Below are 20635 nucleotides of genomic sequence, written 5' to 3'. Positions count from 1 at the left end.
TCAGGCTGTCGCCGTATGTGCCCTCGAGCGCCACCGCTGGTCGACGATTCGGAGCAAGTAGTACCCCCAGATCACGAGCAAGACGGCATAGCCTGAGCCGTGCAGGACCGCCGACCACGCCTGTTCCTGGTAGAAGAAACCGATTCCGACGGCGAGCACCGCGAGATTCCAGGCCAGAACGGTCCACGGGCCGACGACCGAGGGGACGCTGTCCGCGGGCACGAGTCCGGCAGCGCCGTCACCAGCGCTCGCACGCGCGTCGGTTCCTGGCCACTCGAGCGAGCGGACGACGAGCAGCGAGCCTGCGAGCGCGATGGGGAGCGCCCAGCCCACGAAGAAAAAGTGCAGCGCGCCCGTCTCGATCCACGGTTCGGGAATCCCCAGCGGGACTTCGAACAGGATGAACGGCGCGAACGCGGCCGGTCCGAGGATCCATCCCTGCGCGACCAGCACCGAGAGTGCCGTTCCGTTCGACGTGCCAGCGAGGTAGGTTCGGGCGAGCGTGTAGACGTACAGCAGATAGCCCGCGGCGTACAGCGCCAGCCCGACACCCGTCACCGTCTTTCCCATCCCGAGCACCGGCCCGACAACGAGCGGGAAGATGCCGAGTGCGAACAGCGGTAGCGAATACCGCTGCAGACGCTTGCTGTGGAGTTCCGTACCGACGAGTCGCGGGAAGAGGTCGTACAGCGTGCCGATCGCCGCGAGGCCGAGAAAGCCCCACGCGTTGGCGTGGACGTGCGCCTCCCGAAGCCCATACCAGCCGCCGGGGACGTCCCAGCCGTGGCTGAACAGCCCGAACGCCAGGGTGAGCCCGAGCAGGTAGACGAACGGCGAGAGCAGGTAGAAGCCGACGGTCGGATTTCGCGCTCGGCCGCCGTCGCTCCGGAGGGCCATCGTCAGGACGACGACGAACAGCCAGCCCGCGAGCAGCCAGATCGTTCCGAGGCCGACGTCGAACCACAGCGGCTCGCCGAACGCGCGGCCGTACCACGCGAGCACGAGCGCGCCGTTCAAGCCAAGGAAGCCCGCGTTCATCGCCCACGACGACGGCCCCGGGCGATCGAGGATCCGCGCCGCCACCTGCGGCAGCGTCCCGAAGAGCAACTGCGTGAACGCGCCGACGGTGACGAAGTGGATGTGCGTCCACGTGAGCCACGATAGTTCGGGGACGAGTGCGAACTCCTGGAGACCCTGATAGAGCGCGAGCAAGAGGCCGGCGAGCAGAAAGCCGACGCCGGCGACGTGAAACGGTGTCAGCGAGAGCGGCGGCCCGCCGGTCGAGCCGCGAGCGGTTCGGCGATCCGTGGCACCTCGAGCCGCGTCGTGTGCGTGTGAGTCGGGCATACACGTTCGTTCGAGCGGCCGCTGCCTACCGGTTGTCGCGAACATCGACGCTTCGTTCGAACATGTTCGAACCGCATGCTACGGCGTTCGGCCCCGAACCACTGCTACCGATGCCGCGAGCGAAACTCACCGTCGATCTTCCCGACTCACTCTGGATTCACGACGTCTCTACGGCCCATCCCGACGTCACGTTTCGAGTGACTTCCGTGTTGCCGGGCCTTGACGTCGCGATCGGCGTCCTCGAGGTGACCGCATCGAACCCGGTGCCGATCCTCGCCGCGATCGACGACCGAGACGACGTCGCCTCCCTCGAGTTACTCTGGAAACACGACGAGACGGCCCTGTTGCAGGTCGAGGCGTCGAACCCGTCGCTGCTCATCCCGATCCAGCAGGCGGGCGTCCCGATGGAGACGCCGTTCGTGATCGAAGACGGCGTCGTCACCTGGGAGCTAACGACGAGTGCCGACCGACTGTCCGCGCTCGGCGACTCGCTCGAGGCAAACGGCGTCAGCTATCGCCTCGAGTACGTTCACGACGTCGACGCAGGTCAGGCCGAGCAGCTGTTGACCGATCGCCAACTCGAGGTGTTTCTGACTGCACTCGAGTGTGGCTACTACGACGTCCCACGCGAGGCGACGCTCACGGACGTCGCATCGGCACTCGACGTTTCGAAATCGACGTGTAGCAACGTCTTGCACCGCGCCGAGGGAGCGATTGCCCATTGGTTCGCTGACGAGTACGTCGGTGCCGCATCCGTTCGGTGAGCGCCCGGCAGCTGCTGACGATGCGACGATCGCGTCGAACGTCGGCGATACCCACGATATCCGCCTCGAAAAACGCGACCACGTGTTTTATACGGTCTGCTGTACCGATGTACTGCCGATCACCGACCCCGCCGCTGGTGATCGGCGGTGCTTGACTCCCGCAGTCCGTATTAGGCCATTCGCTCGGGTGGCACGAGCATCACGTTCCCGTTCGCCCGTGCGACGATGTCTTCGGAGACGCTGCCGAGCAGCAGTCGGCGGAGTCGGCTGTGACCGCGCGAGCCGACGAGGGTCGTCGTTGGCTCGTACTCGGCCTCTGCGGCAAGGATTTCATCGGCAGGATCGCCCTGTCGAACGTCGATCTGCGTCTCGATGCCCCACTCCTCGAGTTGGGCAGCGAGTTCCTCGAGCGCCGCTTCGGGGTCTTCTTCCTCCGGAAGGTCAGGGTCCTTTGGCGTCTGGACGTGGACCAGCGTCGCTTCCTGAGTGGCGTGGCGAAGGTACGAGAACGTCTCGAACGCGCGTTCCGCGTTCTGCGAGAAGTCCGTCGCGTACAGCATCCGCTGGAACAGGTGTTCTCTGACGACGTCCGGGTCTTCGGTCTCGCGTTCGATCCGGTTGACCAGCAACGGCGTCACCGTCGTCCGGGCGAGGTTGCGCGCCGTCGACCCGATGACGCGGTTCTCGAGCGGACTCTTCCCGCGGGAGCCGACGATCGTCAGGCTCGCGCCGATCGTTTCGGCGATGCCGGTGATCCGTCGGTGGGGTGTGCCGCGAACGACGTGGGTTTCGACGTCGAAGCCGGCCTTCTCGATGACCTCGCGGTAGCGATCGAGCGCCTGCCGTCGGCGTTTTTCGAAGTCGATCCCGGGCATTCCCGCGTGGACGTTCGATGGAATAACGGTGACGAGGTGGATCTCCTCGACGCCGATCCGCCCGAGACACTCGAGGCAGGTTTCGCTTTCGATGGTCGCTTCGCTCGCTGCCGAGAGATCAGTGGCACAGACGGCTTTCATAGTGGCTGTAGGTGTCGACGGTATAATATTGTTTGGATTGTTCAATATAGTGCCGATAGACCTGAGAACGTAGCGCGATTGGGACGGTCAGGTTCACGTTTGTTTTTCGGACATCGCACGGACAAACCGACACAGGATTTGCTCGGGAGCGAAGCCAAATCGAGCGAAGCAGGAGGGGCGCTCGTCAATTCGCTCTCGAATATGCGGCCTATATTTGTGTAATGATTACAGATATTCCCGTTGGATAGCTATGTCGTTTCTCATAATAATATTGTACACTAGACTCACAAGTGTTATACGACCACTCCGGATAGTGCCCGGTACGTAACCGCTCATCTATGGCACTACTTGGACTCAGTCTCGAGCTTTTGGCGGTGTTTATCGGCTTCGGCTTCATGGTCGGCGTCTTCTTCGGCTTTTTCGGCATGGGTGGGTCGTTTCTCGTGACGCCCGCGCTGTTGATTCTTGGCTATCCTGCGCCGGTCGCGATCGGTAGCTCGATGGCGTTCGTCTTCGGGACGGCCGTCATCGCGACGCTGAAACACCACGACGTCGGACAGGTCGACTACAAACTCGGCGCGCTCATGTTCGTCGGTATCGTCCTCGGGATCGAGGGTGGCAAGGCCATCGTGTTCTTCCTCGAGACACTCGGCCGGGCCGAGTTGGTCGTCGGCGTCGCCTACGTGCTGTTGCTCGCGGCGATCGGCTTGTTGTTCGTTCGAAGTGCGCTCAACGGTTCGGACGACGATGCCGACGACGCCGAGGCCGACGAGATCCCCGAGTTAGCACAGACGATCAAGTCGTACAACATCCCGCCAATGGTGACGCTCACCGATGGGAGCAAGGCTTCGATGTGGACGATCTCAGGCGTCGGCGGCGGCGTCGGATTGGTCTCGGGCTTTCTCGGCGTCGGCGGCGGCTTCCTTCGGATGCCCGCAATCTACTACCTGATCGGCGTTCCCCTCTCCGCCGCCGTCGGCACGAGTCTCTTCGGCGCGCTCATGTCCGGGGCGGTCGGCGCGTTCAGCTACGGACTTTCCGGCGTCATCGACATTGGCGTCGTCACGGCGCTGTTGATCGGCAGCGCACTCGGGGCCCGTATCGGCTCGGCCGCGACGGCGTACGTCGACGAAAACGACGTCACCATCTACTTCGGCATCATGCTCCTGTTAGCTAGCACGGCCGTCGCCTTCGGCGAACTCGCGACGTGGCTCGAGCGACCGGTGCTCGATACAGTGAGTTTCGTCCTGCTCGTCGGCTCGTCGCTGTTCGTCACCGTCGTGATCTTCTACTACGGGATCCGGGCGATCCGGACGGCTGACGACCACCTGTCCGCTACGGCAGGCGGCGACGACTGACAGCGGTCGACCGTTGACTGACGATTGGTGCCAACTGGTTTTTCGGTCGCGTACGTGCGCACAAGGACAATTCCTCAATTGCTGTCGTCGCGTGTTCGATTCGGCGATTACGGTCGGACCACTGCGCCCCTCGAGTCGCAGTGACTGGCTCGCCGGTCGACTGATCGCGTCGTTCGGGGGTCGCTCTCGAGCGAACGACACCATCTGAGCGGGCACTCGACTGATTTTCCGTTTGCAGTGATCCGATCGCATACCCGTCCTGCTGGCCGTACGACCGGACAAACAGCTGTTAGCTGAAGAGACTATTCCGTGCAAGACTCCTCTCTGAGAAAACACGTTTCGTGTCGGTCGCGGCGTGAACAAACAGCTTCTGAATGTGTGTTATTGACACACCCTTTTCTCGAGCGCGTCCGAGCAATTCGAAGAGCCGCCTAGAGGGACGCTATATTTACATAACGTATACAAATATTTCCGTGGGATAGCAATGAGATAGGTTGCAGTAATATTGTACGCTTTCCCCAAAAGCGTTATACGCACTCTGCTGGTAGAGTGTACTGAGTAGAAATCCATGATCCGCACACAACCGGTATCGGATGGAGGTCGAGACGCATGATCGACTTCGCAACCCTTTCCCCAGCAGTACAGGCAGGCGTGCTCGTCGGTGCCGTCCTCGTCGAGGCAATCGTCCTCTACGTCGGCTACGGCGCACTCGAGCAGGTCGCAGCACCACCGGTCATCGAGACGATCAAGAATACATAAATGGAGATATTTGGCATCGGACTCACGCTGATCGTGCTGTTCGTCAGCTTCGGCTTTATGGTCGGCGTGCTGTTCGGCTTCTTCGGCATGGGCGGATCGTTCCTCGTCACGCCCGCGTTACTCGTGATGGGGTATCCAGCACGGGTCGCGGTCGGTAGTGGGATGGCGTTCGTCTTCGGGACGGCCGTGATCGCGACGCTGAAACACCACGACCTCGGACAGGTCGACTACAAACTCGGCGGACTGATGATCGTCGGGACCTCTGTCGGGATCGAAGTCGGTCGAATCGGGGTGTTCTACCTCGAGGAGCTCGGCCTCGCCAGCGGGGTCATCGGCGTCACCTACGTCGTCCTGCTGGGCGTGATCGGCGTGTTCGTCACGCGAAACGCGCTCAAAAATGACGGTGACGACAGCGGCGGCGGCCACCACGAGGCCGCAAACGAGGAGATCGACCCGGACGCGATTCCGGACATCGCAAAGAAGATCCAGTCGTACCACGTGCCGCCCATGATGACGATCGCCGGCGGCATTCAGGTTTCGCTGTGGATGGTGTTAGGCGTCGCGTTCGCGACGGGCCTGCTGTCGGGCTTCCTCGGCGTCGGCGGTGGCTTCATCCGCATGCCCGCGATGTTCTATCTCATCGGGGTGCCAGTTCCCGTGGCGGTCGGGACCGACCTGTTCGAGATCGTGTTCTCGGGCGGGATCGGCTCGTTCCTCTACGGGATGGAAGGCGGCGTCGACCTCTCGATCGTCGCGCCCCTGCTGGCTGGGAGCGCACTCGGGGCTCGCATCGGTTCGGCCGCGACGGGGATCGTCAACGAAGGCGATATCAAGATCTACTTCGGACTGATGCTCCTGGGTGGATCGATCGCCGTCGCGTTCCGTCAGGCCGGCGACTACCTCGGGATGGAGGTCCTGAGCACGGTCAGCTTTGCGCTGATCCTGCTCTCGGCGTTCCTGGTCAGCGGCGCCGTGATCTACAGCACGATCAAGACGATGCGAGCGGAGTCGAACACGGCGACGGCGGTCGCGGACTAACGCCCGGCGGCAGCCGATTCGACGACCCAATTACTGCGCATCGAAATTGCACAATACTCACACAACCCTTATATCATCAGGATCCCAATCTAGAGCCAGTAACATGGCAAATTCGATGGCTGAACAACTCCAGCAAGACATGGCCTGCGAGGGGCTCCTGGAGTGTATCCACGGTCTCAAGCAACTGGACAAAGAGTGTTATCAAGTGATGGTCGAGAGCGACGAGCCGTTGACGATCGACGAGGTCGCCGAACGAGTCGACCGCGAGCGCTCGACTGCCTACCGATCGATCCAGCGCCTGCTCCAGAGCGGGTTCATTCAGAAAGAGCAGATCAACTACGAGCAGGGTGGGTACTACCACGTTTACTCCCCAACCGACCCGTCCCAGATCGCAAACGACATGCAGCGGATGCTAAACGACTGGTACGCGAAAATGGGGCAACTCATCCAAGAGTTCGAGGACAAGTACGAACACGTCGACAGCGCGGCTGCAGTCGAGAGCTAACAGTACTGCTGTCTCCGGACCACTCGTCGCTCTCCGCGTCGCGACTCGTGATTCGTACCGGAATACGGCTGGACTCGAGTGAAGGAGGTCGACCGATTCGCAGCGATTGCTACGTGGCCAGTCGTTGACGTCGGCTTCGGTTCGGTTTTCCGTCCGATTCGTTTCTGGTTAGCGGCCCGGAAAGTAACACCACCGAACGAGTGCCACATAGGATTATACCCTCCCGTGTGGGGAGGGTAGCCTGGTGTCCAAGACATGCCAGTAGACAACCTCGCTCGGAGTGACGTCATCACTGCGGCCACGGACGAATCGGTACAGGCACTCGCGACGATGATGAACGACGAAGACGTCGGCAGCATCGTGATCACTGACGGTGACGAACCCGTCGGGATCGTGACCGATCGAGACCTGACCCTCGAGGTGGTCGCGGAGGGAACAGCACCAGACGAACTCGTCGCCGAGGACGTAATGTCGACTGATCTGTGTACGATCGCCCACGATAGCGGCTTCTACCGGGCCACCGAACTCATGAGTGAGCACGGCGTGCGTCGACTTCCAGTGACCGACGGCGACGGTGACCTGACCGGCATCATCACGGTCGACGACCTGAACGAACTACTCGCCGACGAACACCAACAGCTCGCGGACGTCGTGCAGGCACAACGACCGCCGTACTGACTGCATCACGACCCCCTGTGGCAGTGCGACCGCACAGAGACTGTGGCTGTGGACGTGTCTGCCACTATGACTAACTAATATTGTATAAACTCTACAAAACTCTTATCACCACGCGACGCGAATATCGGTGTAGAACGATGGCGAACTCGATGGCCAAGCAACTCCAGCAGGAGATGGTGTGTGAGGGACTGTTGGAGTGTCTCCACGGCCACACACAACTCGATACCGCGTGCTACCGAGTGCTCGTCGAAAGTGATGAGCCACTGACGATCGATGACGTCGCCGAACGGGTCGACCGCGAGCGCTCGACGACCTACCGATCGATCCAGCGACTGCTCCAGAGCGGATTCGTCAAAAAGGAGCAGATCAACTACGAGCACGGTGGGTACTACCACGTCTACTTCTCGACGCCACCCACACAGATCGCACGCGATATGCAGCGAACCGTCAACAACTGGTACGCGAAAATGGACCGACTCATCGGCGTGTTCGAAGCGAAGTACGAACGTGCCAGCGACGGCACGGCAACTACCGAGCAGTAACGTCCGACTCCCTCACGCGGTGACGACGGTTTCGAAGTCGTCAGCGACCGTCGAAATGTCGATCGTTGCTCCGTTCGGGTACGCCCGTTCGACGATCCCCTGATCGTTGACGAGCAAGATCAGATTGTAATGCGGGAACGCGTACTCGAGGTTCTCGTACTGGTCGGCGTCGCGTTTCTCGAGTGGCAAGCCGTACTGTTCGGAGACGACCTGCTGTGCCTCCTCGTACGTTTCGGGCCGAAGGAAATGCCAGTTGCCGGCATCGAGGTCGACGCCTTGCTGGCCGGCGTAGGTCTCGAGTACGTCTGGCGTGTCCCGCTCGGGATCGAACGTCAGCGCGAGAAACGCCGATTCGTCAGCGAACCCCTCTTCCGCTGCGACTTCCTGTGTCCGGCGCAGGCGCTGTGTCAGCGCCGGGCACATCCCGTCAGGACAGTTCGTATAAATAAATGTCATCAACACGGTTCGCTTGCCCTCGAACTGTGCTGTCGAAATTTCCTCGCCGAGCAGCGGATCGGGAAGCGTGGACTCGGGGAGCTCCTCGTCGTAGGACGGATGGGACGCCTCGCTCAGGTCTTGCTCCGGTGGCTCGAGGACCGTTCGACTATCGCCCGTTCCCGGCAGCGACTCGAGACAGCCGGCAGTGCCGACGATCCCAGCGGTGGCAGCCGTATACAGATACCGACGGCGATGCATGTCTCGAGGTTGTTGTCGAGCATATAAATGGCGACCGGTTAGTTGCCGGGTCAGCGAATCGAGTGCCGTTAAGACGACGTGGCCTATCCACCGTCGTCGTCGCATTCGACGAGCGGGCACACCAATCTATATGAAATCGTGTGCATTACGGCTGGATATGAACTCGGAGAGTGCATCTCGCGGATCGCTGCTCGGACTCGCGGGACTGGCGAGTCTCTGTTGTCTCGGGCCGGGAGCGATGGCCGTCACGGGCGGTGTCACCGCCACCGGACTGGGTGCCGGACTCGGACAGGTGCTCGTGACCGTGCTGACGCTTTCGGTCGTCGGTGTCGTTCTGCGCCGTCGGACCGGCTGTTCGACCTGCGAGACGTCGTGTAGCCGCTGAGACGTCGACGGATCGAGCCGTCACTTGGTCAGCGAAACGAGCACGAGCACCATGCCGCTCGAGACGATCGCGGCCTGGATGAGACCGGCAGACAGGATCGACGTGCCGAACATCGTATAAATAAGGCCTTCACAGATCGCGCCGGCTCCGATGAACACGAACCCGGCGGCGACGTACAGCATCGGCTCGCGGCCGTGTCGCCGGTAGCCGTGATAGGCCAGATACGCGACCGCGAGGCTCAACGCGAGCGTAATCAGTTTCGCGAGCACGAACGGAACTTCGATCATTTGTCTCCTCGCAACCCGTCCCACAGCGCCGTAAAGTTGTCCGCGAGTTCGTCGCGTGTTTCCATCGTCAGCGAGAGTTCACCACCCGAGAGGTCGACGTGGAGTTCCTCGAGAACCGTCTCGAACTCGCTTCTGTGCGTGCCGTCGGGTCCGACCGACGTTCGTTCCTCGAGCAGGTCGTGTTCCTGGAGCATCGAGCAGCGACGGTACACCGTCGTGAGCGAGGCATCACAGGCTTCGCTGAGCGCCTTCGCCGTCATCGGCCCCTGATCCGCGGCGACGAGGATCCGCCGCGCGTAGTCGTCGGCCAGGACCTGAAAGATCGCTGCCGAGTTCGTCTGTCCCTCGTGTTGCACGGCGAGTCGATTACCGCCGTCGAACAAATAGGCCACGATTTGCCGGTTCAGCAAAACGCCACGAGTGTTTTGTGTCGCCTTCGGTTCCGTCTAACGTGCGAACTATCACGGACTCATGACGACGTATCTACTCGCGTTCAAGCCCGCAATCGGACTGTACGGACAGCACGATCCAAGCGCCGTCCTCTTCGAAGACGGGACACCCGTCTTCGCCGTCGAGGAAGAGCGATACACGCGGGACAAACACGCCCCGGAGACGTTCCCCGAACACGCCATTCAGGCCTGTCTCGACCATCGGGATCTGGATCTCACTGATCTCGATCGTATTCTGCTGCCCTACGAACCTCAGCGTCGCAGTGAGATCGCGACACACTACCTGGCCGACGCGATTCGAGCGCCCGGTCTCAGCCGAAAGCTCTCGGCGCTCGAGCAGACGCTCACCATGCAGCTCCGCAGCCGATTCGTCCCGACCCAACAGATCGAAAACCGCCTCGAATCGTTCGGCACGCCGCTGCCACCGGTCGAGACGATTCCCCACCATCGCTGTCACGCGGCGAGCGCCTTTCATCCGTCCGGATTCGACGAGGGAGTCGTCCTGACGGTGGACGCCAAAGGCGAGTCCGACTCGACGGTGATCTGGTACGCCGACGGCGAGCGCCTCGAGCGCGTCTACACGTACGAGCACCCGAACAGTCTCGGGCTCTTTTTCGCCATCATCACGGAGTACCTCGGCTATCACATGTTCAACGGCGAGGGCAAGGTGATGGGACTTGCACCCTACGGCGAGGAGAACCCCGAGATCGAACGCACGCTGCGGGACCTGATCGACACGGGTGCCGACTACGACGTGACCGCACTGACAAAGCGGTGGGGCACTGGCCACGGCGTCGAAACGCTCGAGGACGCCTTCGGTCGCGGGCGAACGGAGACGCCCGGCGAGTTCGATCAGTGGGAGAAAGACCTCGCCTACACGGCTCAGAAACTGCTCGAGGAGACGGTCGTCGACATTGCGGAGACGGCCGTCGACCAGCTCGGAACCGGCAACGTCGCGCTCGCAGGCGGGGTTGCGCTCAACTGTAAGTTGAACAAGTGCGTTCGCGAATCGCCGGCCGTCGACGACACCTTCGTCCAGCCAGTCGCCCACGACGCCGGCCTCGCACTCGGTGCGGGCTGGTCACAACAACGGCCGTCGGACGTCGACCGCCAGACCACAGTCTACTTCGGTCCCGAGTACGAGACCGACGAGATTCGGTCGACTCTCGAGACGAACAAGATTCCGTACGCGGAACCCGACGAACTCGAGCGGTACGTCGCCCAACGACTCGCCGACGGCGACCTCGTCGGCTGGTTCCAGGGACGGATGGAACTCGGCCCGCGAGCGCTCGGGGCCCGAAGCATTCTCGCCGATCCGCGGTCGATCGAGTCGCGGGATCGGGTCAACCGGTTCGTCAAACACCGCGAGGAGTGGCGACCGTTCGCCCCGTCGATGCTCGAGGAGGCCGCCGCGGAAGATCTCGTCGACGGCCAGCCCGCCCCGTTCATGATCGACGCCTACGACGTCCACCCCGAGAAGCGAGACGACCTCGAGGCCGTCCTCCATCCAGCCGACGATTCGACGCGTCCCCAGACCGTCCGCGAGGACCAGCACCCGCGCTATCACCGACTCATTTCCGAGTTCGCCGACATCACCGGCGTGCCAGTCGTCCTCAACACCTCGTTCAACGACCACGCCGAACCGATCGTCCGGACGCCGACACAGGCGATCAAGGACTTCTACGGAATGGGCCTCGACGTGCTCGTACTCGAGGATTTCGTCGTGGAAAAAGATGTCTCGGCCGAAAAGCGACCTGACGAACGGCTCGCGGTCACGAGTTGATTCCGACTCGAGCAACCACACGCTCGTTTCGGGCGTTTGACGAGCATCCTAACTGAACGCGACTCGAGCTTCACTGGTCGAGCGATCGGTGCTGACTCGAGTCAGCACCACAGTCGATATTGAATTTTGTGTGCACTACTGCCGCCTTCGTTCGACAAATCCCGTTACGCTGCGTGCGTCTCGAGCAGTTCGACGACCGTCTCTGCGCTCTGGAAGCCGTCGTCGAGGCGCGCGACCTCCTCGCCGTCTTTCAAGACGACGAGCGTTGGGACACTGCGGATCTGGTACTCGTCGGCAACGTCCGGAACGAGGCCGGCGTTTACCGTTGCGACGGCACCCGGTGCGCTGCGAGCGACTGCGCTGAGCACCGGCTCCATCGACGCACAGATCCCACAACCCGACGTGACGAACTCGAGCAACACGAGGTCGTGTGTCTCGAGCAACTCGTCGTAGTCGGCGACGCTGTCCAGTTGGACGGGTTTCTGGGGACCGCTTCCATCGCCGACCGTCTCCGAAGGTGCTGTTTCAGTCATTATCGAACCAATGAGCCGACAGTACTTGAGTGTTTTGTACAAAATGCACAATATTGGTGGGCCAGATTGCGGTCCTCGCTCAGATTGTTCATGCTGGGACCGCTCGATTATCGTCGCGTGGCCGCGTACTCGACTGGCGTTATCAGTAGATAGTAGCACAATTGCTGTATTCAGTCTCGCACCCGAAACTGAAACAGGTGATTCGGTAACGATGTGTGCGTATGCAGCACGTCGCACACCGAGAACCGGAGCTGTCTGATTCGGCCAGTACAGAGTAAACACGAAGTACACTACCGCTGTAACTCCGCTAGTGTTTTTATTCCGAATAGAGGCAGTAAAATTCCGATGTCAGCGGACAAGAGTGTCGTTTCGTGATACTAATGAGCGGCTGGTAATTGTATGACGACGAGTATTCCCGCTATAATTCCGATGACTCCGACACCGACGTCCACTTTCGTCCCGAGATTCTGAGCCATATCTACTACACCCCGTGGCCAGTTGATAGATGTCAGGCAAGATCAAACGTTGCCTGTTGCTTCTTCGATAACTCAGTACAGTCAGCATGAGCAGTTGCCTGAAATCCACAACGGATCGGAAGTTAACACATATATCCGACAACCGTGTATCCCTACTTTATATGAAATTCTGTGACGAGTGTGGTTCGATGATGCACACGGAGGGCGACACGTGGGTGTGTCGCTCCTGTGAGAACGAGGAGCCGCGGGACTCGCAAGCAGAAGCAACGATGGCGACCCAGGATGGACAGCGGGACGACGGGGCACCCGCCGTGGCCGACGCGACCCAGGGCTCCACCGAGACGATGCAGGAGCCCTGTCTGGCGGACGACTGCGACAGCGACCGGGCCTACTACGAGTTGATGCCGAAGCCGGGCGGCTCCTACGAGGTTCGGCTGTTCACCTGCGTCGAGTGCGGCCACAAGTGGCGCGAGTCCTGACGTCACAAGAGCCTTTGTTGGGATGTTCATTCCCCGATTATCGGTGCGGGAATCGTTGGAACTCTCTCTCGAGAAACGGAACCGAAGACGGGACAGTGTTCGGACTCCTCGGTAACCCAAAACACTCAATTCACAGGCTCAGTGAGCAGCTGGTTCAACGTCTCCGGCACGAAAGAAAAGAAGCCGCCGTGCTGCATGGAACCTCTGTACTGACCGCGAGTTTCATGCATCAAACTGAATAAAAAACCGTGCTATTAATTATCGGAACAACTGAAACGATTCACATCTGATCGCACGACAGCTGTGCGATCGGGTGTGCATTGACGTTCGGTGGCGACTATATTTCTCGCCAGTCGTGGAAGCAGTGCGCAACTGATGACCGACACCACCGACGACGAGTCCACGCAGACCGAACCGAGACGGGAGTTCGGTTACGATCTCTCGGTGCTGAATGCGGTTCTGGGTCACGCCTATCGCGGGGAACTCGCCCGCGAGACGACCTGGTGTTCGCGGCTCGACCAAACGACGACGTGGAGCGTCACGGTGATGCCGCGATCCTCACGTGGGCGTTCTCGAGCCCCGACAACCCCCACTACATCGTCCTCGTTGGGGTGTGGCCGTCTCCTGATCGAGGCGCGGCGATATCGCGACTACGACGTCTATCGTGCTCGCGTGCGACTCCTCCAGCAGAACTTCCTCGCGACGACACTGGATCCATCCCAACGCGACGAACACAGTGACTGGCGAACCGATCTCAGTGACGACTACCGGCGACCGACGTTGAAGATCACGCTGCTCGAGGCGATCTCGAACCGGCTGCGGCGCATCTACTTCGCACTGCTGACCGTGCTCTGTCTCGCGTGGCTCTTTCGCGTCACCGCCTTCGCGCCGGGCGAGAACTTTCCCGATACCGCGGCCATCGCGTCTGCCCCCGGCGCGGTCGTCGCAGGGGTCGTCGGAACGTTCTACGTCGGCGTTCTCGTGCTCGCGTTCTGGCCGCGCGAGCGCGAGGCGAAAGAGGAGTTTCGCGAGACAGAGGCCGGCGACTGGAAGGAGTCCGAGTGAGACGGACGACTGTAAGACAGTTCCGGCACACCTTCGGATGCACCAGTAAACCGGGACAGCAGACCGTCTGAGCGTCCGCGATCACGTGGCACAGGTCGGACACGTGCGTTTGTGGCGCGTGTAGATTAGCCCTGCCAGCAGCGCCACGGAGATGGCACCGAGCAGCGGCCGAAGCGGATCGAAGTACGTCATCAGCGCGGACGAACTGAACAGCGCGAGCAGGAAGGCGTTACAGATCGGACAGCCGACTGCCAGAAAGCCACCAGCCAGCCCGCCCATCGCCCAGCGGTCCTCGGAGCCCGTGCCCGCGTCGTCTTCCTCGAGTTCGGACTCGACGACGTCGGTCGATAGCCGCTGTGCGGTGTAGACACCCGCCAGCAGCGCGGTCAGGATCAGAAACAGGTAATCTGTCGGTGTCCGGGGAACCATCCGAACGTACAGCGGGTTCGGGATGAGTCCGGTGACGAGGCCGACCAGCGAGAAGACGCCGACGGCGGCGACCGTTCCCCACAACACTGCTCGTGGATTCGAGCGGATCGCTCCGAGCGTGCGTGGGGCCGTCATCGCGACACCTCCGTCGGAATCGCACACTGTTCGGGATGGCCAGCCCGCCCGAGGAAAAACACCAGAAGCGCGAGGCCACCGACGCGAAGCAACGCGCCGTCGTACGGTAGCATTGCCAGTCCGCCCGCAAAGCCGAGAAAACCGAGCAGTCCAGCGCCACAGCTGGCACAGCCCGATGCGAGGAGGCCGGGGAGCACACCGGACAGGTCGGTGAGACTCGAGAGGCCGACGATACGAAGCTGTGCAGCGGCGTTAACGATGGCGACGCCCGAGAGAAGCGCGTAGAGGACGATCGTCCCCAGTCCGGTCCAGCCGTCGGTGCGGTACACCGTCTCCGTCAACGAGACGAGGACGTACTCGAACCAGTGGACGCCGTCGCCGAGCATCTGGAGCGAAAATTCCGGCATCGTACTCAAGATCAAGAGGACGTACGTCACGAATGCGACGACGAGGAGTCCGATCGTTCCTCGCCACGTCTCGAACGGGTACCAGACCGCCGCGGAGAGGTTCATCAGGTGTTCCCGAATCGAGTTCCGCGAGAGCATCTACGTGAACCGATGCAGGGGGAACTGAAATGCGCGGCTCTGTTTTGCTGACTCAGCAAATCGACGAGTCCGTTACAGTCACGTCCCGTGAACGACTGCACACTACCAGATGTCGCTCGATCAGCCATCCCGTCGCGCCTTCCTCGCCGGGTCAGTCGTGACACTCGGTGCTGGCGGCGCGTACTATCTTACACGCTCCGACGAGGACACCGCCCACGCCCAGTCGGCGACGTTCCACTCGACCGACGAGACGTCCCCGCTGGACGTCGACCTCGCCGGAAAGCCGATTATGGGCTCGCCCGATGCGCCGCTCGAGATCTACTACTGGACCGACTTTCAGTGTCCGTTCTGCGAGCAGTTCGAACGGGAGACGCTCCCCGGCCTCGTCTCGGACTACGTCGAGCCGGGGCAGGTTCGAATCATTTTCATTCCGCTGGCGTACTTCGGCGCGGACTCGATGACCGCCGCAGTTGCTAGCAAGTGCGTCTGGGACCAGGTCCGCGAGGACGAGCCAACGGCGTACTGGAACTGGCATACGGCGGTGTTCGACGAACAGGGCGAGAAGAACGCGGGCTGGGCCGCCGCTGACAATCTCATCGAGTACACCCGTTCGGTCTCCGGTGTCGACGCCGAGGCTCTCGAGTCCTGTCTCGAGGACCGTCGATCGGAACTCGAATCCGAGGTCGAAACCGACGGAGAACGGGCACAGTCGCTCCGCGTGTCGGGGACACCGACGTTTATCGTCTTCAACCCAGCCGCCGAAACAGCTGGGCGACTCGTCGGTGCGCAGCCGAACGACCGATTTGACGATGCAATCGAGCGGATCGAAAACGCGTAGCGCTGGGAACCGTTTACTGTTCTCCGCGTAGAACGATCGCTCGAGACGATGGTCAAACAGACGTCGCTTTCGTTTTCCAGCGCCGGGACATCCTGTCGTGGGGAGCTGTTCCTACCGACTGCCGTCGACGAGCCACCGGTGGTTGTGATGGCACACGGCTTCGGTGGGGAGCGAACGTGGCGACTTCCCGCGTTTGCGAGACGGTTCGCCGACCACGGGCTCGCCGCGCTCGTCTTCGACTACCGCACGTTCGGGGACAGCGACGGAACGCCACGAAACCAGATTCGTCCGCGACAGCAACTCGAGGACTGGCGTGCGGCGCTCGCCCATGCCCGGTCGCGCGACGATATCGACGGCGATCGACTCGGCCTCTGGGGAACGTCGTTCAGCGGGGGCCACGTCATTACAACCGCGGCTCGAGACCCCGACGTGTCCGCGGCCGTTGCGCAGGTGCCGTTCACCGACGGCCTCGCGACGGCAGCCACGCTAATTCGGCGTGGCGGGGTATCGTACGTCCGCGGGGCAGTTGCCGGCTCACTCACGGATCTCACACGGGCGGCAACCGGGCGTGACCCGAATTACGTCCCACTCGTCGGCGATCCCGACGAATTCGCTGTCCTGAACACACCCGACGCGAAGCCCGGGTTCGAGTCGATCGTGCCTGACGGCGCGACGGTTCGAAACGCGTGCCCCGGACGCATCCTCGCAACCGTCCCGTTGTACCGGCCGATCACGGCTGCCAGCGAAGTCTCCTGTCCGGTGTTCGTCACGGCGGCGACTCGAGTACGATTATCTCGCCCTGGACCGTCGAGCGACTGGTCTCGAAGCTCGACGACGTCGAGCGAATCAGGCTGCCTGTCGGCCACTTCGACGTCTACCAGGGAGCCACGTTCGAACACGTCGTCGACCGTCAGAGTGCGTTTCTCGAGCGACAGTTGCGGTAGGCGACTGTGACGATAGCTTGCAGCGGCATGCGCGAGGCTGATTGAGAGTCGTGGCGATATGACTCTTGCAATGTCGTTACAACAACTTGCACATTCGGACGACCAGATGGAAGAGTGCATCGACAACTGTCTCGAGGCCGCACAGGCCTGTGAGTGGTGTGCAGACGCCTGTGCAGACCACGGCGAGGAGATGGCCGAGTGTATCCGACTCTGCCGCGACGTCGCTGATCTGACGACGCTGCACGCCCGGTTGATGGCCCGTGATTCGGACTATCACGGCGAGCTGGCGAGCGTCTGCGCGGACGCGTGCGAGGCATGTGCCGACGAATGCGCGCAGTTCGATCACGAGCACTGTCAGGTGTGTGCCGACGTCCTGCCGGAGTGTGCCGAGTCGTGTCGCAACATGGCGGCGTAGCGACAGTCTCGAGTTCAGATCCCCGATTTCTCGGTATTTGAACCTGTCAGGTGTAACACTCTACACACCGTCATATGGCGGGCAGTTTTATTATCGTCCTGTACATAGTATTGAATGATATGAGCAAGACAGAAGGTGCGGACCCGACGATCGCTCCCGACGAAGTAGCTGCTCGACGCGACGAACTGTTCGTCCTCGACGTTCGAAACGAGGACGAGTACGACGAGTGGCACGTCGAGGGCAGTTACAACCTCCCGATCTACGATCAGTTGCTCGAGGGTGACGTCTCCGAACTCGAGGCCTCGCTCGAGGAGTTCCCTGACGACGAGGAGATCGCCGTCGTCTGTGTCGCCGGTGTAACGTCCGCAACCGCCGCGGGCGTCCTTCGAGATCATGGCTACGACGCCCGGTCGATGGCTGACGGCATGAACGGCTGGGGACGGGTTCACGTCACGTACAACGTCGACAGCGTCGCAGGCGTCACACAGATCGTCCGCCCCGGTACCGGCTGTATCTCGTATCTCGTCGACGACGGTGACGAAGCCGTCGTAGTCGATCCGAGTATGTACGTCGAGCAGTATCGACGCGTCGCCGACGACCGCGACGTCGAACTCGTCGGTGTCGTCGACACGCACGCCCACGCGGACCACGTTAGCGGCGGTCGGCCATTGGCCGACGAACTCGACATTCCCTACTACCTGCACGACGCCGACGGCGGCGAACTCGAGGGATATACGTCGATCGAAGACGGCGACACGATCGCCGTCGGCGATCGCGACCTCGAGGTCTTCCACACGCCCGGCCACACCCCCGGTAGCGTCTCGCTGCGCGTCGGCGATGGGCTGCTCTCGGGCGATACGCTGTTCATCAGAAGCGTCGGGCGGCCCGACCTCGAGGGCACTGACGAGGCCGATGTCCGCGAAGGAGCACGCGAGCTCTTCGAGAGCCTCGATCGCCTCTCCGACCTGCCCGACGAGCTGGTCGTCCTGCCCGGCCACTTCAGCGACGAAGCGATCCGGCCGCTCGCGACGACGCTCGGCGAACTCGAGGCGACCAACGACCTGTTCGGCATGGACGACCGTGACGCGTTCGTCCAGACCATCGTCGACGGCCTCTCCGACGAACCAGCGAACTACAACCGGATCAAAGCCATCAACTGGGGCAAAGAGCCGTTGACCGACGACGCCGCGGAACTCGAACTCGGCCCGAACAACTGCGCGGCGAACTGATGCGGAGTGCGGTACTGGTGGCTCGGTGTGGCCGCGATACGCTGCGGTCGCGCCGGCAGTGACGGACAGCGGTCCGTATGACGCTCTCGGCCCGCAGCACCGTTTTCAGTCGGGTCGCTGTTGCAAGGCGGGTAGCTATGCATGCCGATACGGGACTAATGTTGTAGGTAGATCCCAATTATGGAACAGATCACTGCAGACCGGCTCGCGGACAAACTCGACGCCGGCGAGTCGTTCACGCTCGTCGATACGCGACCCGAAGACAGCTACGAGCAGTGGCACATCCCCGGCGCGGAGAACGTTCCGTTCGGACCCGACGACGACCTCTCCGAGGAACAACTGGACCGCGTGAACGAACTGGTTGACGGCCAGTCGGTCGTCGCCATCTGTGGCAAAGGACTCACGTCGACGCCGTTTAGTTTCGAACTCGAGCAACACGGCTACGACGACGTTTCGGTCGTCAAAGGCGGGATGGAAGACTGGAGCAAGGTGTACGAGGTCGTTCCGATCGAGACGCAAAACGACGACCTGTTTCTCGCACAACTCCAGCGGCGCGCGAAAGGCTGTCTGGGCTACGTCGTCGGCTCGAGGGCAGCCGAGAGCGCCGTCGTCGTCGATCCGACCCGTCAGACAGACCAGTTTACGCTCGTCGCCGGCGAAGCCGGCTTCACCATCGATCGGGTCCTCGACACGCACGTCCACGCCGACCACATCTCCGGCGGGCGGACGCTGGCGGAGACACTCGACGTGCCCTATCACCTCGGTGAGGAAGCCACTGATCGTGACGTCGCCTACGAGTACGAACCGCTCGCCGACGGCGAGACGATCGAGATCGGCGACGTCGAGATCGAGGCCCTGCACACGCCGGGGCACACCTCCGAGATGATGAACTACCTCGTCGACGGCGAGGCGCTGTTGACCGGTGATACGCTGTTCGTCGAGTCCGTCGGCCGGACGGAACTCCAGTTCGGCGACGAGGACGCCGCCACCGGTGCCGAACTGCTGTACGAGTCGCTCCACGAGACGATCCTCGAACTGCCCGACGACACTACCATCCTGCCGGGTCACGTCTCGGTCGCGGCGGACGGCCGATACGAGGTTGGGTCGCCGGGCGACCCGATCGCCGCTCGACTCGGCGACCTCCGCGATGACCTCGACTTACTCGGGCTCGAGAAAGACGAATTTGTCAGCAGGTTAACTGACAACGCACCCGAGAAGCCGCCGAACTACGAGCGCGTAATCGAGCTGAACACGGGGCGAGATGACCTCGACGACCCAGCGGAAGCGACGGAACTCGAGCTCGGGCCGAACAACTGCGCGGCCTGACGCCGCTCGAGCACTCGTTTTCGTTCCGCTCGCAGTCGCCTCGAGACGCGGTTCGCTCGAGGGCGAACGGTTAACTCGAGTGCGATGGTAGCTGGCTGCGTGCTCGAACGGACCGCTCACCCACTTGGCCGACGTCTCGATCACTTGACGGCAAGGGCCAGCGACGTCTCGATTCCACATCGATGACCGCGAGCGACGACACCGGCATTCCCTCACTGGACGTCCTCGACGAGTTAGCCGATCGACTCCTCGAGTACGCCGCCGAGGAACTCGAACCCGAGCGCACGACGCTCGAGATGACGGGCTACGCCGACGGGGATTTCCGGATTCACGCCTACGAGACGGTCTCGATCCACACCGATCCCGACCGCGGCGAGGTCATGGAACGCGTGGCGATCCGATACGACAGAGCGACGGAGTGGATCCAACGACACCGGTACTACGAAACGGACGATGGACGGGTCACACAGGAGGTCCGCGACCTCGAGGCGTACCCCGATCCGGTGGCGCTCGCGGCGGCCGAAGACGAGTGATTGCCGTATACGGATCGGGCACCTGGTGTCGGCGCGTCCAGACCCGGTTGGGATCGCGATTCGTCAAAAGATGACACTTCC

The 20635-nt window shown here is 61.9% G+C and carries 25 protein-coding genes; 17 read left to right on the top strand and 8 right to left on the bottom strand.

Annotated features, from left to right (window positions below; genetic code table 11):
• On the bottom strand, positions 1-1347 hold the full coding sequence (locus GCU68_RS11715) for a hypothetical protein (protein ID WP_227014839.1): 1347 nt from the start codon (positions 1345-1347) through the stop codon (positions 1-3).
• Between the two features lie 62 nt (positions 1348-1409).
• On the opposite strand from GCU68_RS11715, the gene GCU68_RS11710 reads away from it, so the two are divergent.
• Positions 1410-2111, top strand: a complete 702-nt coding sequence (locus tag GCU68_RS11710; RefSeq protein ID WP_227014838.1) for a helix-turn-helix domain-containing protein — start codon at positions 1410-1412, stop codon at positions 2109-2111.
• A 170-nt stretch (positions 2112-2281) separates the two neighbouring features.
• On the opposite strand, the gene GCU68_RS11705 is transcribed toward GCU68_RS11710, so the two are convergent.
• Complete coding sequence (locus GCU68_RS11705) at positions 2282-3127, bottom strand: universal stress protein (RefSeq protein WP_152941820.1); 846 nt, start codon at positions 3125-3127, stop codon at positions 2282-2284.
• Positions 3128-3465: 338 nt separating this feature from the next.
• Here GCU68_RS11705 and GCU68_RS11700 point away from each other — a divergent pair, with 338 nt between their 5' ends.
• The 6 genes from GCU68_RS11700 to GCU68_RS11680 all read left to right on the top strand — a co-directional run bounded on the left by GCU68_RS11700 (position 3466) and on the right by GCU68_RS11680 (position 8007).
• The gene (locus GCU68_RS11700; RefSeq protein WP_152941818.1) at positions 3466-4485 is read left to right on the top strand and encodes a sulfite exporter TauE/SafE family protein; all 1020 of its coding nucleotides are present in this window, start codon (positions 3466-3468) and stop codon (positions 4483-4485) included.
• Between the two features lie 609 nt (positions 4486-5094).
• Positions 5095-5244 carry a DUF7512 family protein gene (locus tag GCU68_RS21330; RefSeq protein WP_168927091.1) on the top strand — a complete coding sequence of 50 codons (150 nt, stop codon included), beginning with the start codon at positions 5095-5097 and terminating at the stop codon, positions 5242-5244.
• Complete coding sequence (locus tag GCU68_RS11695; protein WP_152941816.1) at positions 5245-6282, top strand: sulfite exporter TauE/SafE family protein; 1038 nt, start codon at positions 5245-5247, stop codon at positions 6280-6282.
• 103 nt (positions 6283-6385) lie between these two features.
• A complete protein-coding gene (locus GCU68_RS11690) occupies positions 6386-6787 on the top strand; it encodes a helix-turn-helix domain-containing protein (protein WP_152941814.1) in 402 nt (133 codons plus the stop codon).
• 255 nt (positions 6788-7042) lie between these two features.
• Positions 7043-7465, top strand: a complete 423-nt coding sequence (locus GCU68_RS11685) for a CBS domain-containing protein (RefSeq protein WP_152941812.1) — start codon at positions 7043-7045, stop codon at positions 7463-7465.
• Between the two features lie 137 nt (positions 7466-7602).
• On the top strand, positions 7603-8007 hold the full coding sequence (locus GCU68_RS11680) for a helix-turn-helix domain-containing protein (protein ID WP_152941810.1): 405 nt from the start codon (positions 7603-7605) through the stop codon (positions 8005-8007).
• A 12-nt stretch (positions 8008-8019) separates the two neighbouring features.
• Here the strand turns inward: GCU68_RS11680 and GCU68_RS11675 are convergent, their stop codons facing one another.
• Entirely contained in the window at positions 8020-8703 is a 684-nt protein-coding gene (locus GCU68_RS11675) for an SCO family protein (protein ID WP_152941808.1), read from the bottom strand.
• A 157-nt stretch (positions 8704-8860) separates the two neighbouring features.
• On the opposite strand from GCU68_RS11675, the gene GCU68_RS11670 reads away from it, so the two are divergent.
• Entirely contained in the window at positions 8861-9088 is a 228-nt protein-coding gene (locus tag GCU68_RS11670) for a hypothetical protein (RefSeq protein WP_152941806.1), read from the top strand.
• A 20-nt stretch (positions 9089-9108) separates the two neighbouring features.
• On the opposite strand, the gene GCU68_RS11665 is transcribed toward GCU68_RS11670, so the two are convergent.
• Together GCU68_RS11665 and GCU68_RS11660 are read right to left on the bottom strand one after the other, a co-directional pair.
• Positions 9109-9375 (bottom strand): DUF7521 family protein, encoded by a 267-nt coding sequence (locus tag GCU68_RS11665; protein WP_394352460.1) that lies wholly within the window; start codon positions 9373-9375, stop codon positions 9109-9111.
• Complete coding sequence (locus GCU68_RS11660; RefSeq protein WP_152941804.1) at positions 9372-9731, bottom strand: winged helix-turn-helix domain-containing protein; 360 nt, start codon at positions 9729-9731, stop codon at positions 9372-9374. The genes GCU68_RS11665 and GCU68_RS11660 overlap by 4 nt, the downstream gene beginning before the upstream one ends.
• Before the next feature lie 115 nt (positions 9732-9846).
• Here GCU68_RS11660 and GCU68_RS11655 point away from each other — a divergent pair, with 115 nt between their 5' ends.
• Positions 9847-11607, top strand: coding sequence for a carbamoyltransferase family protein (locus tag GCU68_RS11655; RefSeq protein ID WP_152941802.1), 1761 nt, complete (start codon positions 9847-9849; stop codon positions 11605-11607).
• 164 nt (positions 11608-11771) lie between these two features.
• On the opposite strand, the gene GCU68_RS11650 is transcribed toward GCU68_RS11655, so the two are convergent.
• On the bottom strand, positions 11772-12140 hold the full coding sequence (locus GCU68_RS11650; protein WP_152941800.1) for a thioredoxin family protein: 369 nt from the start codon (positions 12138-12140) through the stop codon (positions 11772-11774).
• A 637-nt stretch (positions 12141-12777) separates the two neighbouring features.
• Here GCU68_RS11650 and GCU68_RS11645 point away from each other — a divergent pair.
• Both GCU68_RS11645 and GCU68_RS11640 read left to right on the top strand, forming a co-directional pair.
• Entirely contained in the window at positions 12778-13095 is a 318-nt protein-coding gene (locus GCU68_RS11645; RefSeq protein ID WP_152941799.1) for an RPA12/RPB9/RPC11 RNA polymerase family protein, read from the top strand.
• Positions 13096-13470: 375 nt separating this feature from the next.
• Complete coding sequence (locus GCU68_RS11640) at positions 13471-14160, top strand: DUF2270 domain-containing protein (RefSeq protein WP_152941797.1); 690 nt, start codon at positions 13471-13473, stop codon at positions 14158-14160.
• An 81-nt stretch (positions 14161-14241) separates the two neighbouring features.
• Here GCU68_RS11640 and GCU68_RS11635 read toward each other — a convergent pair whose 3' ends face one another.
• Positions 14242-14724, bottom strand: a complete 483-nt coding sequence (locus tag GCU68_RS11635; protein ID WP_152941796.1) for a hypothetical protein — start codon at positions 14722-14724, stop codon at positions 14242-14244.
• Entirely contained in the window at positions 14721-15269 is a 549-nt protein-coding gene (locus tag GCU68_RS11630) for a hypothetical protein (protein ID WP_152941795.1), read from the bottom strand. The genes GCU68_RS11635 and GCU68_RS11630 overlap by 4 nt, the downstream gene beginning before the upstream one ends.
• 109 nt (positions 15270-15378) lie before the next feature.
• Between GCU68_RS11630 and GCU68_RS11625 the strand changes: the two genes are divergently transcribed.
• From GCU68_RS11625 to GCU68_RS11600, 6 genes are all read left to right on the top strand, one after another.
• A complete protein-coding gene (locus GCU68_RS11625) occupies positions 15379-16107 on the top strand; it encodes a DsbA family protein (RefSeq protein ID WP_152941794.1) in 729 nt (242 codons plus the stop codon).
• Between the two features lie 48 nt (positions 16108-16155).
• Positions 16156-17061 carry an alpha/beta hydrolase gene (locus tag GCU68_RS11620; RefSeq protein ID WP_227014837.1) on the top strand — a complete coding sequence of 302 codons (906 nt, stop codon included), beginning with the start codon at positions 16156-16158 and terminating at the stop codon, positions 17059-17061.
• A 60-nt stretch (positions 17062-17121) separates the two neighbouring features.
• On the top strand, positions 17122-17466 hold the full coding sequence (locus GCU68_RS11615; RefSeq protein WP_152943706.1) for a four-helix bundle copper-binding protein: 345 nt from the start codon (positions 17122-17124) through the stop codon (positions 17464-17466).
• 119 nt (positions 17467-17585) lie between these two features.
• The gene (locus tag GCU68_RS11610; RefSeq protein ID WP_152941793.1) at positions 17586-18695 is read left to right on the top strand and encodes an MBL fold metallo-hydrolase; all 1110 of its coding nucleotides are present in this window, start codon (positions 17586-17588) and stop codon (positions 18693-18695) included.
• Between the two features lie 180 nt (positions 18696-18875).
• Positions 18876-20021, top strand: coding sequence for an MBL fold metallo-hydrolase (locus GCU68_RS11605; RefSeq protein ID WP_394352459.1), 1146 nt, complete (start codon positions 18876-18878; stop codon positions 20019-20021).
• A gap of 182 nt (positions 20022-20203) precedes the next feature.
• Positions 20204-20554 carry a hypothetical protein gene (locus tag GCU68_RS11600; protein ID WP_152941791.1) on the top strand — a complete coding sequence of 117 codons (351 nt, stop codon included), beginning with the start codon at positions 20204-20206 and terminating at the stop codon, positions 20552-20554.
• Positions 20555-20635 lie beyond the last annotated feature (81 nt).

Origin of the sequence: Natronorubrum aibiense, from assembly GCF_009392895.1 — an archaeon.
Lineage (GTDB): Archaea > Halobacteriota > Halobacteria > Halobacteriales > Natrialbaceae > Natronorubrum > Natronorubrum aibiense.
The sequence above is the reverse complement of the archived record's forward strand: the minus strand, read 5'-3'. Positions and strand labels throughout refer to the sequence as shown.

Coding starts and splice junctions, on each gene's coding strand:
- GCU68_RS11715 (WP_227014839.1), bottom strand. CDS start 1,347: ATGCCCGACTCACACGCACACGACGCGGCTCGAGGTGCCACGGATCGC.
- GCU68_RS11710 (WP_227014838.1), top strand. CDS start 1,410: ATGTTCGAACCGCATGCTACGGCGTTCGGCCCCGAACCACTGCTACCG.
- GCU68_RS11705 (WP_152941820.1), bottom strand. CDS start 3,127: ATGAAAGCCGTCTGTGCCACTGATCTCTCGGCAGCGAGCGAAGCGACC.
- GCU68_RS11700 (WP_152941818.1), top strand. CDS start 3,466: ATGGCACTACTTGGACTCAGTCTCGAGCTTTTGGCGGTGTTTATCGGC.
- GCU68_RS21330 (WP_168927091.1), top strand. CDS start 5,095: ATGATCGACTTCGCAACCCTTTCCCCAGCAGTACAGGCAGGCGTGCTC.
- GCU68_RS11695 (WP_152941816.1), top strand. CDS start 5,245: ATGGAGATATTTGGCATCGGACTCACGCTGATCGTGCTGTTCGTCAGC.
- GCU68_RS11690 (WP_152941814.1), top strand. CDS start 6,386: ATGGCAAATTCGATGGCTGAACAACTCCAGCAAGACATGGCCTGCGAG.
- GCU68_RS11685 (WP_152941812.1), top strand. CDS start 7,043: ATGCCAGTAGACAACCTCGCTCGGAGTGACGTCATCACTGCGGCCACG.
- GCU68_RS11680 (WP_152941810.1), top strand. CDS start 7,603: ATGGCGAACTCGATGGCCAAGCAACTCCAGCAGGAGATGGTGTGTGAG.
- GCU68_RS11675 (WP_152941808.1), bottom strand. CDS start 8,703: ATGCATCGCCGTCGGTATCTGTATACGGCTGCCACCGCTGGGATCGTC.
- GCU68_RS11670 (WP_152941806.1), top strand. CDS start 8,861: ATGAACTCGGAGAGTGCATCTCGCGGATCGCTGCTCGGACTCGCGGGA.
- GCU68_RS11665 (WP_394352460.1), bottom strand. CDS start 9,375: ATGATCGAAGTTCCGTTCGTGCTCGCGAAACTGATTACGCTCGCGTTG.
- GCU68_RS11655 (WP_152941802.1), top strand. CDS start 9,847: ATGACGACGTATCTACTCGCGTTCAAGCCCGCAATCGGACTGTACGGA.
- GCU68_RS11650 (WP_152941800.1), bottom strand. CDS start 12,140: ATGACTGAAACAGCACCTTCGGAGACGGTCGGCGATGGAAGCGGTCCC.
- GCU68_RS11645 (WP_152941799.1), top strand. CDS start 12,778: ATGAAATTCTGTGACGAGTGTGGTTCGATGATGCACACGGAGGGCGAC.
- GCU68_RS11640 (WP_152941797.1), top strand. CDS start 13,471: ATGACCGACACCACCGACGACGAGTCCACGCAGACCGAACCGAGACGG.
- GCU68_RS11635 (WP_152941796.1), bottom strand. CDS start 14,724: ATGACGGCCCCACGCACGCTCGGAGCGATCCGCTCGAATCCACGAGCA.
- GCU68_RS11630 (WP_152941795.1), bottom strand. CDS start 15,269: ATGCTCTCGCGGAACTCGATTCGGGAACACCTGATGAACCTCTCCGCG.
- GCU68_RS11625 (WP_152941794.1), top strand. CDS start 15,379: ATGTCGCTCGATCAGCCATCCCGTCGCGCCTTCCTCGCCGGGTCAGTC.
- GCU68_RS11620 (WP_227014837.1), top strand. CDS start 16,156: ATGGTCAAACAGACGTCGCTTTCGTTTTCCAGCGCCGGGACATCCTGT.
- GCU68_RS11615 (WP_152943706.1), top strand. CDS start 17,122: ATGTCGTTACAACAACTTGCACATTCGGACGACCAGATGGAAGAGTGC.
- GCU68_RS11610 (WP_152941793.1), top strand. CDS start 17,586: ATGAGCAAGACAGAAGGTGCGGACCCGACGATCGCTCCCGACGAAGTA.
- GCU68_RS11605 (WP_394352459.1), top strand. CDS start 18,876: ATGGAACAGATCACTGCAGACCGGCTCGCGGACAAACTCGACGCCGGC.
- GCU68_RS11600 (WP_152941791.1), top strand. CDS start 20,204: ATGACCGCGAGCGACGACACCGGCATTCCCTCACTGGACGTCCTCGAC.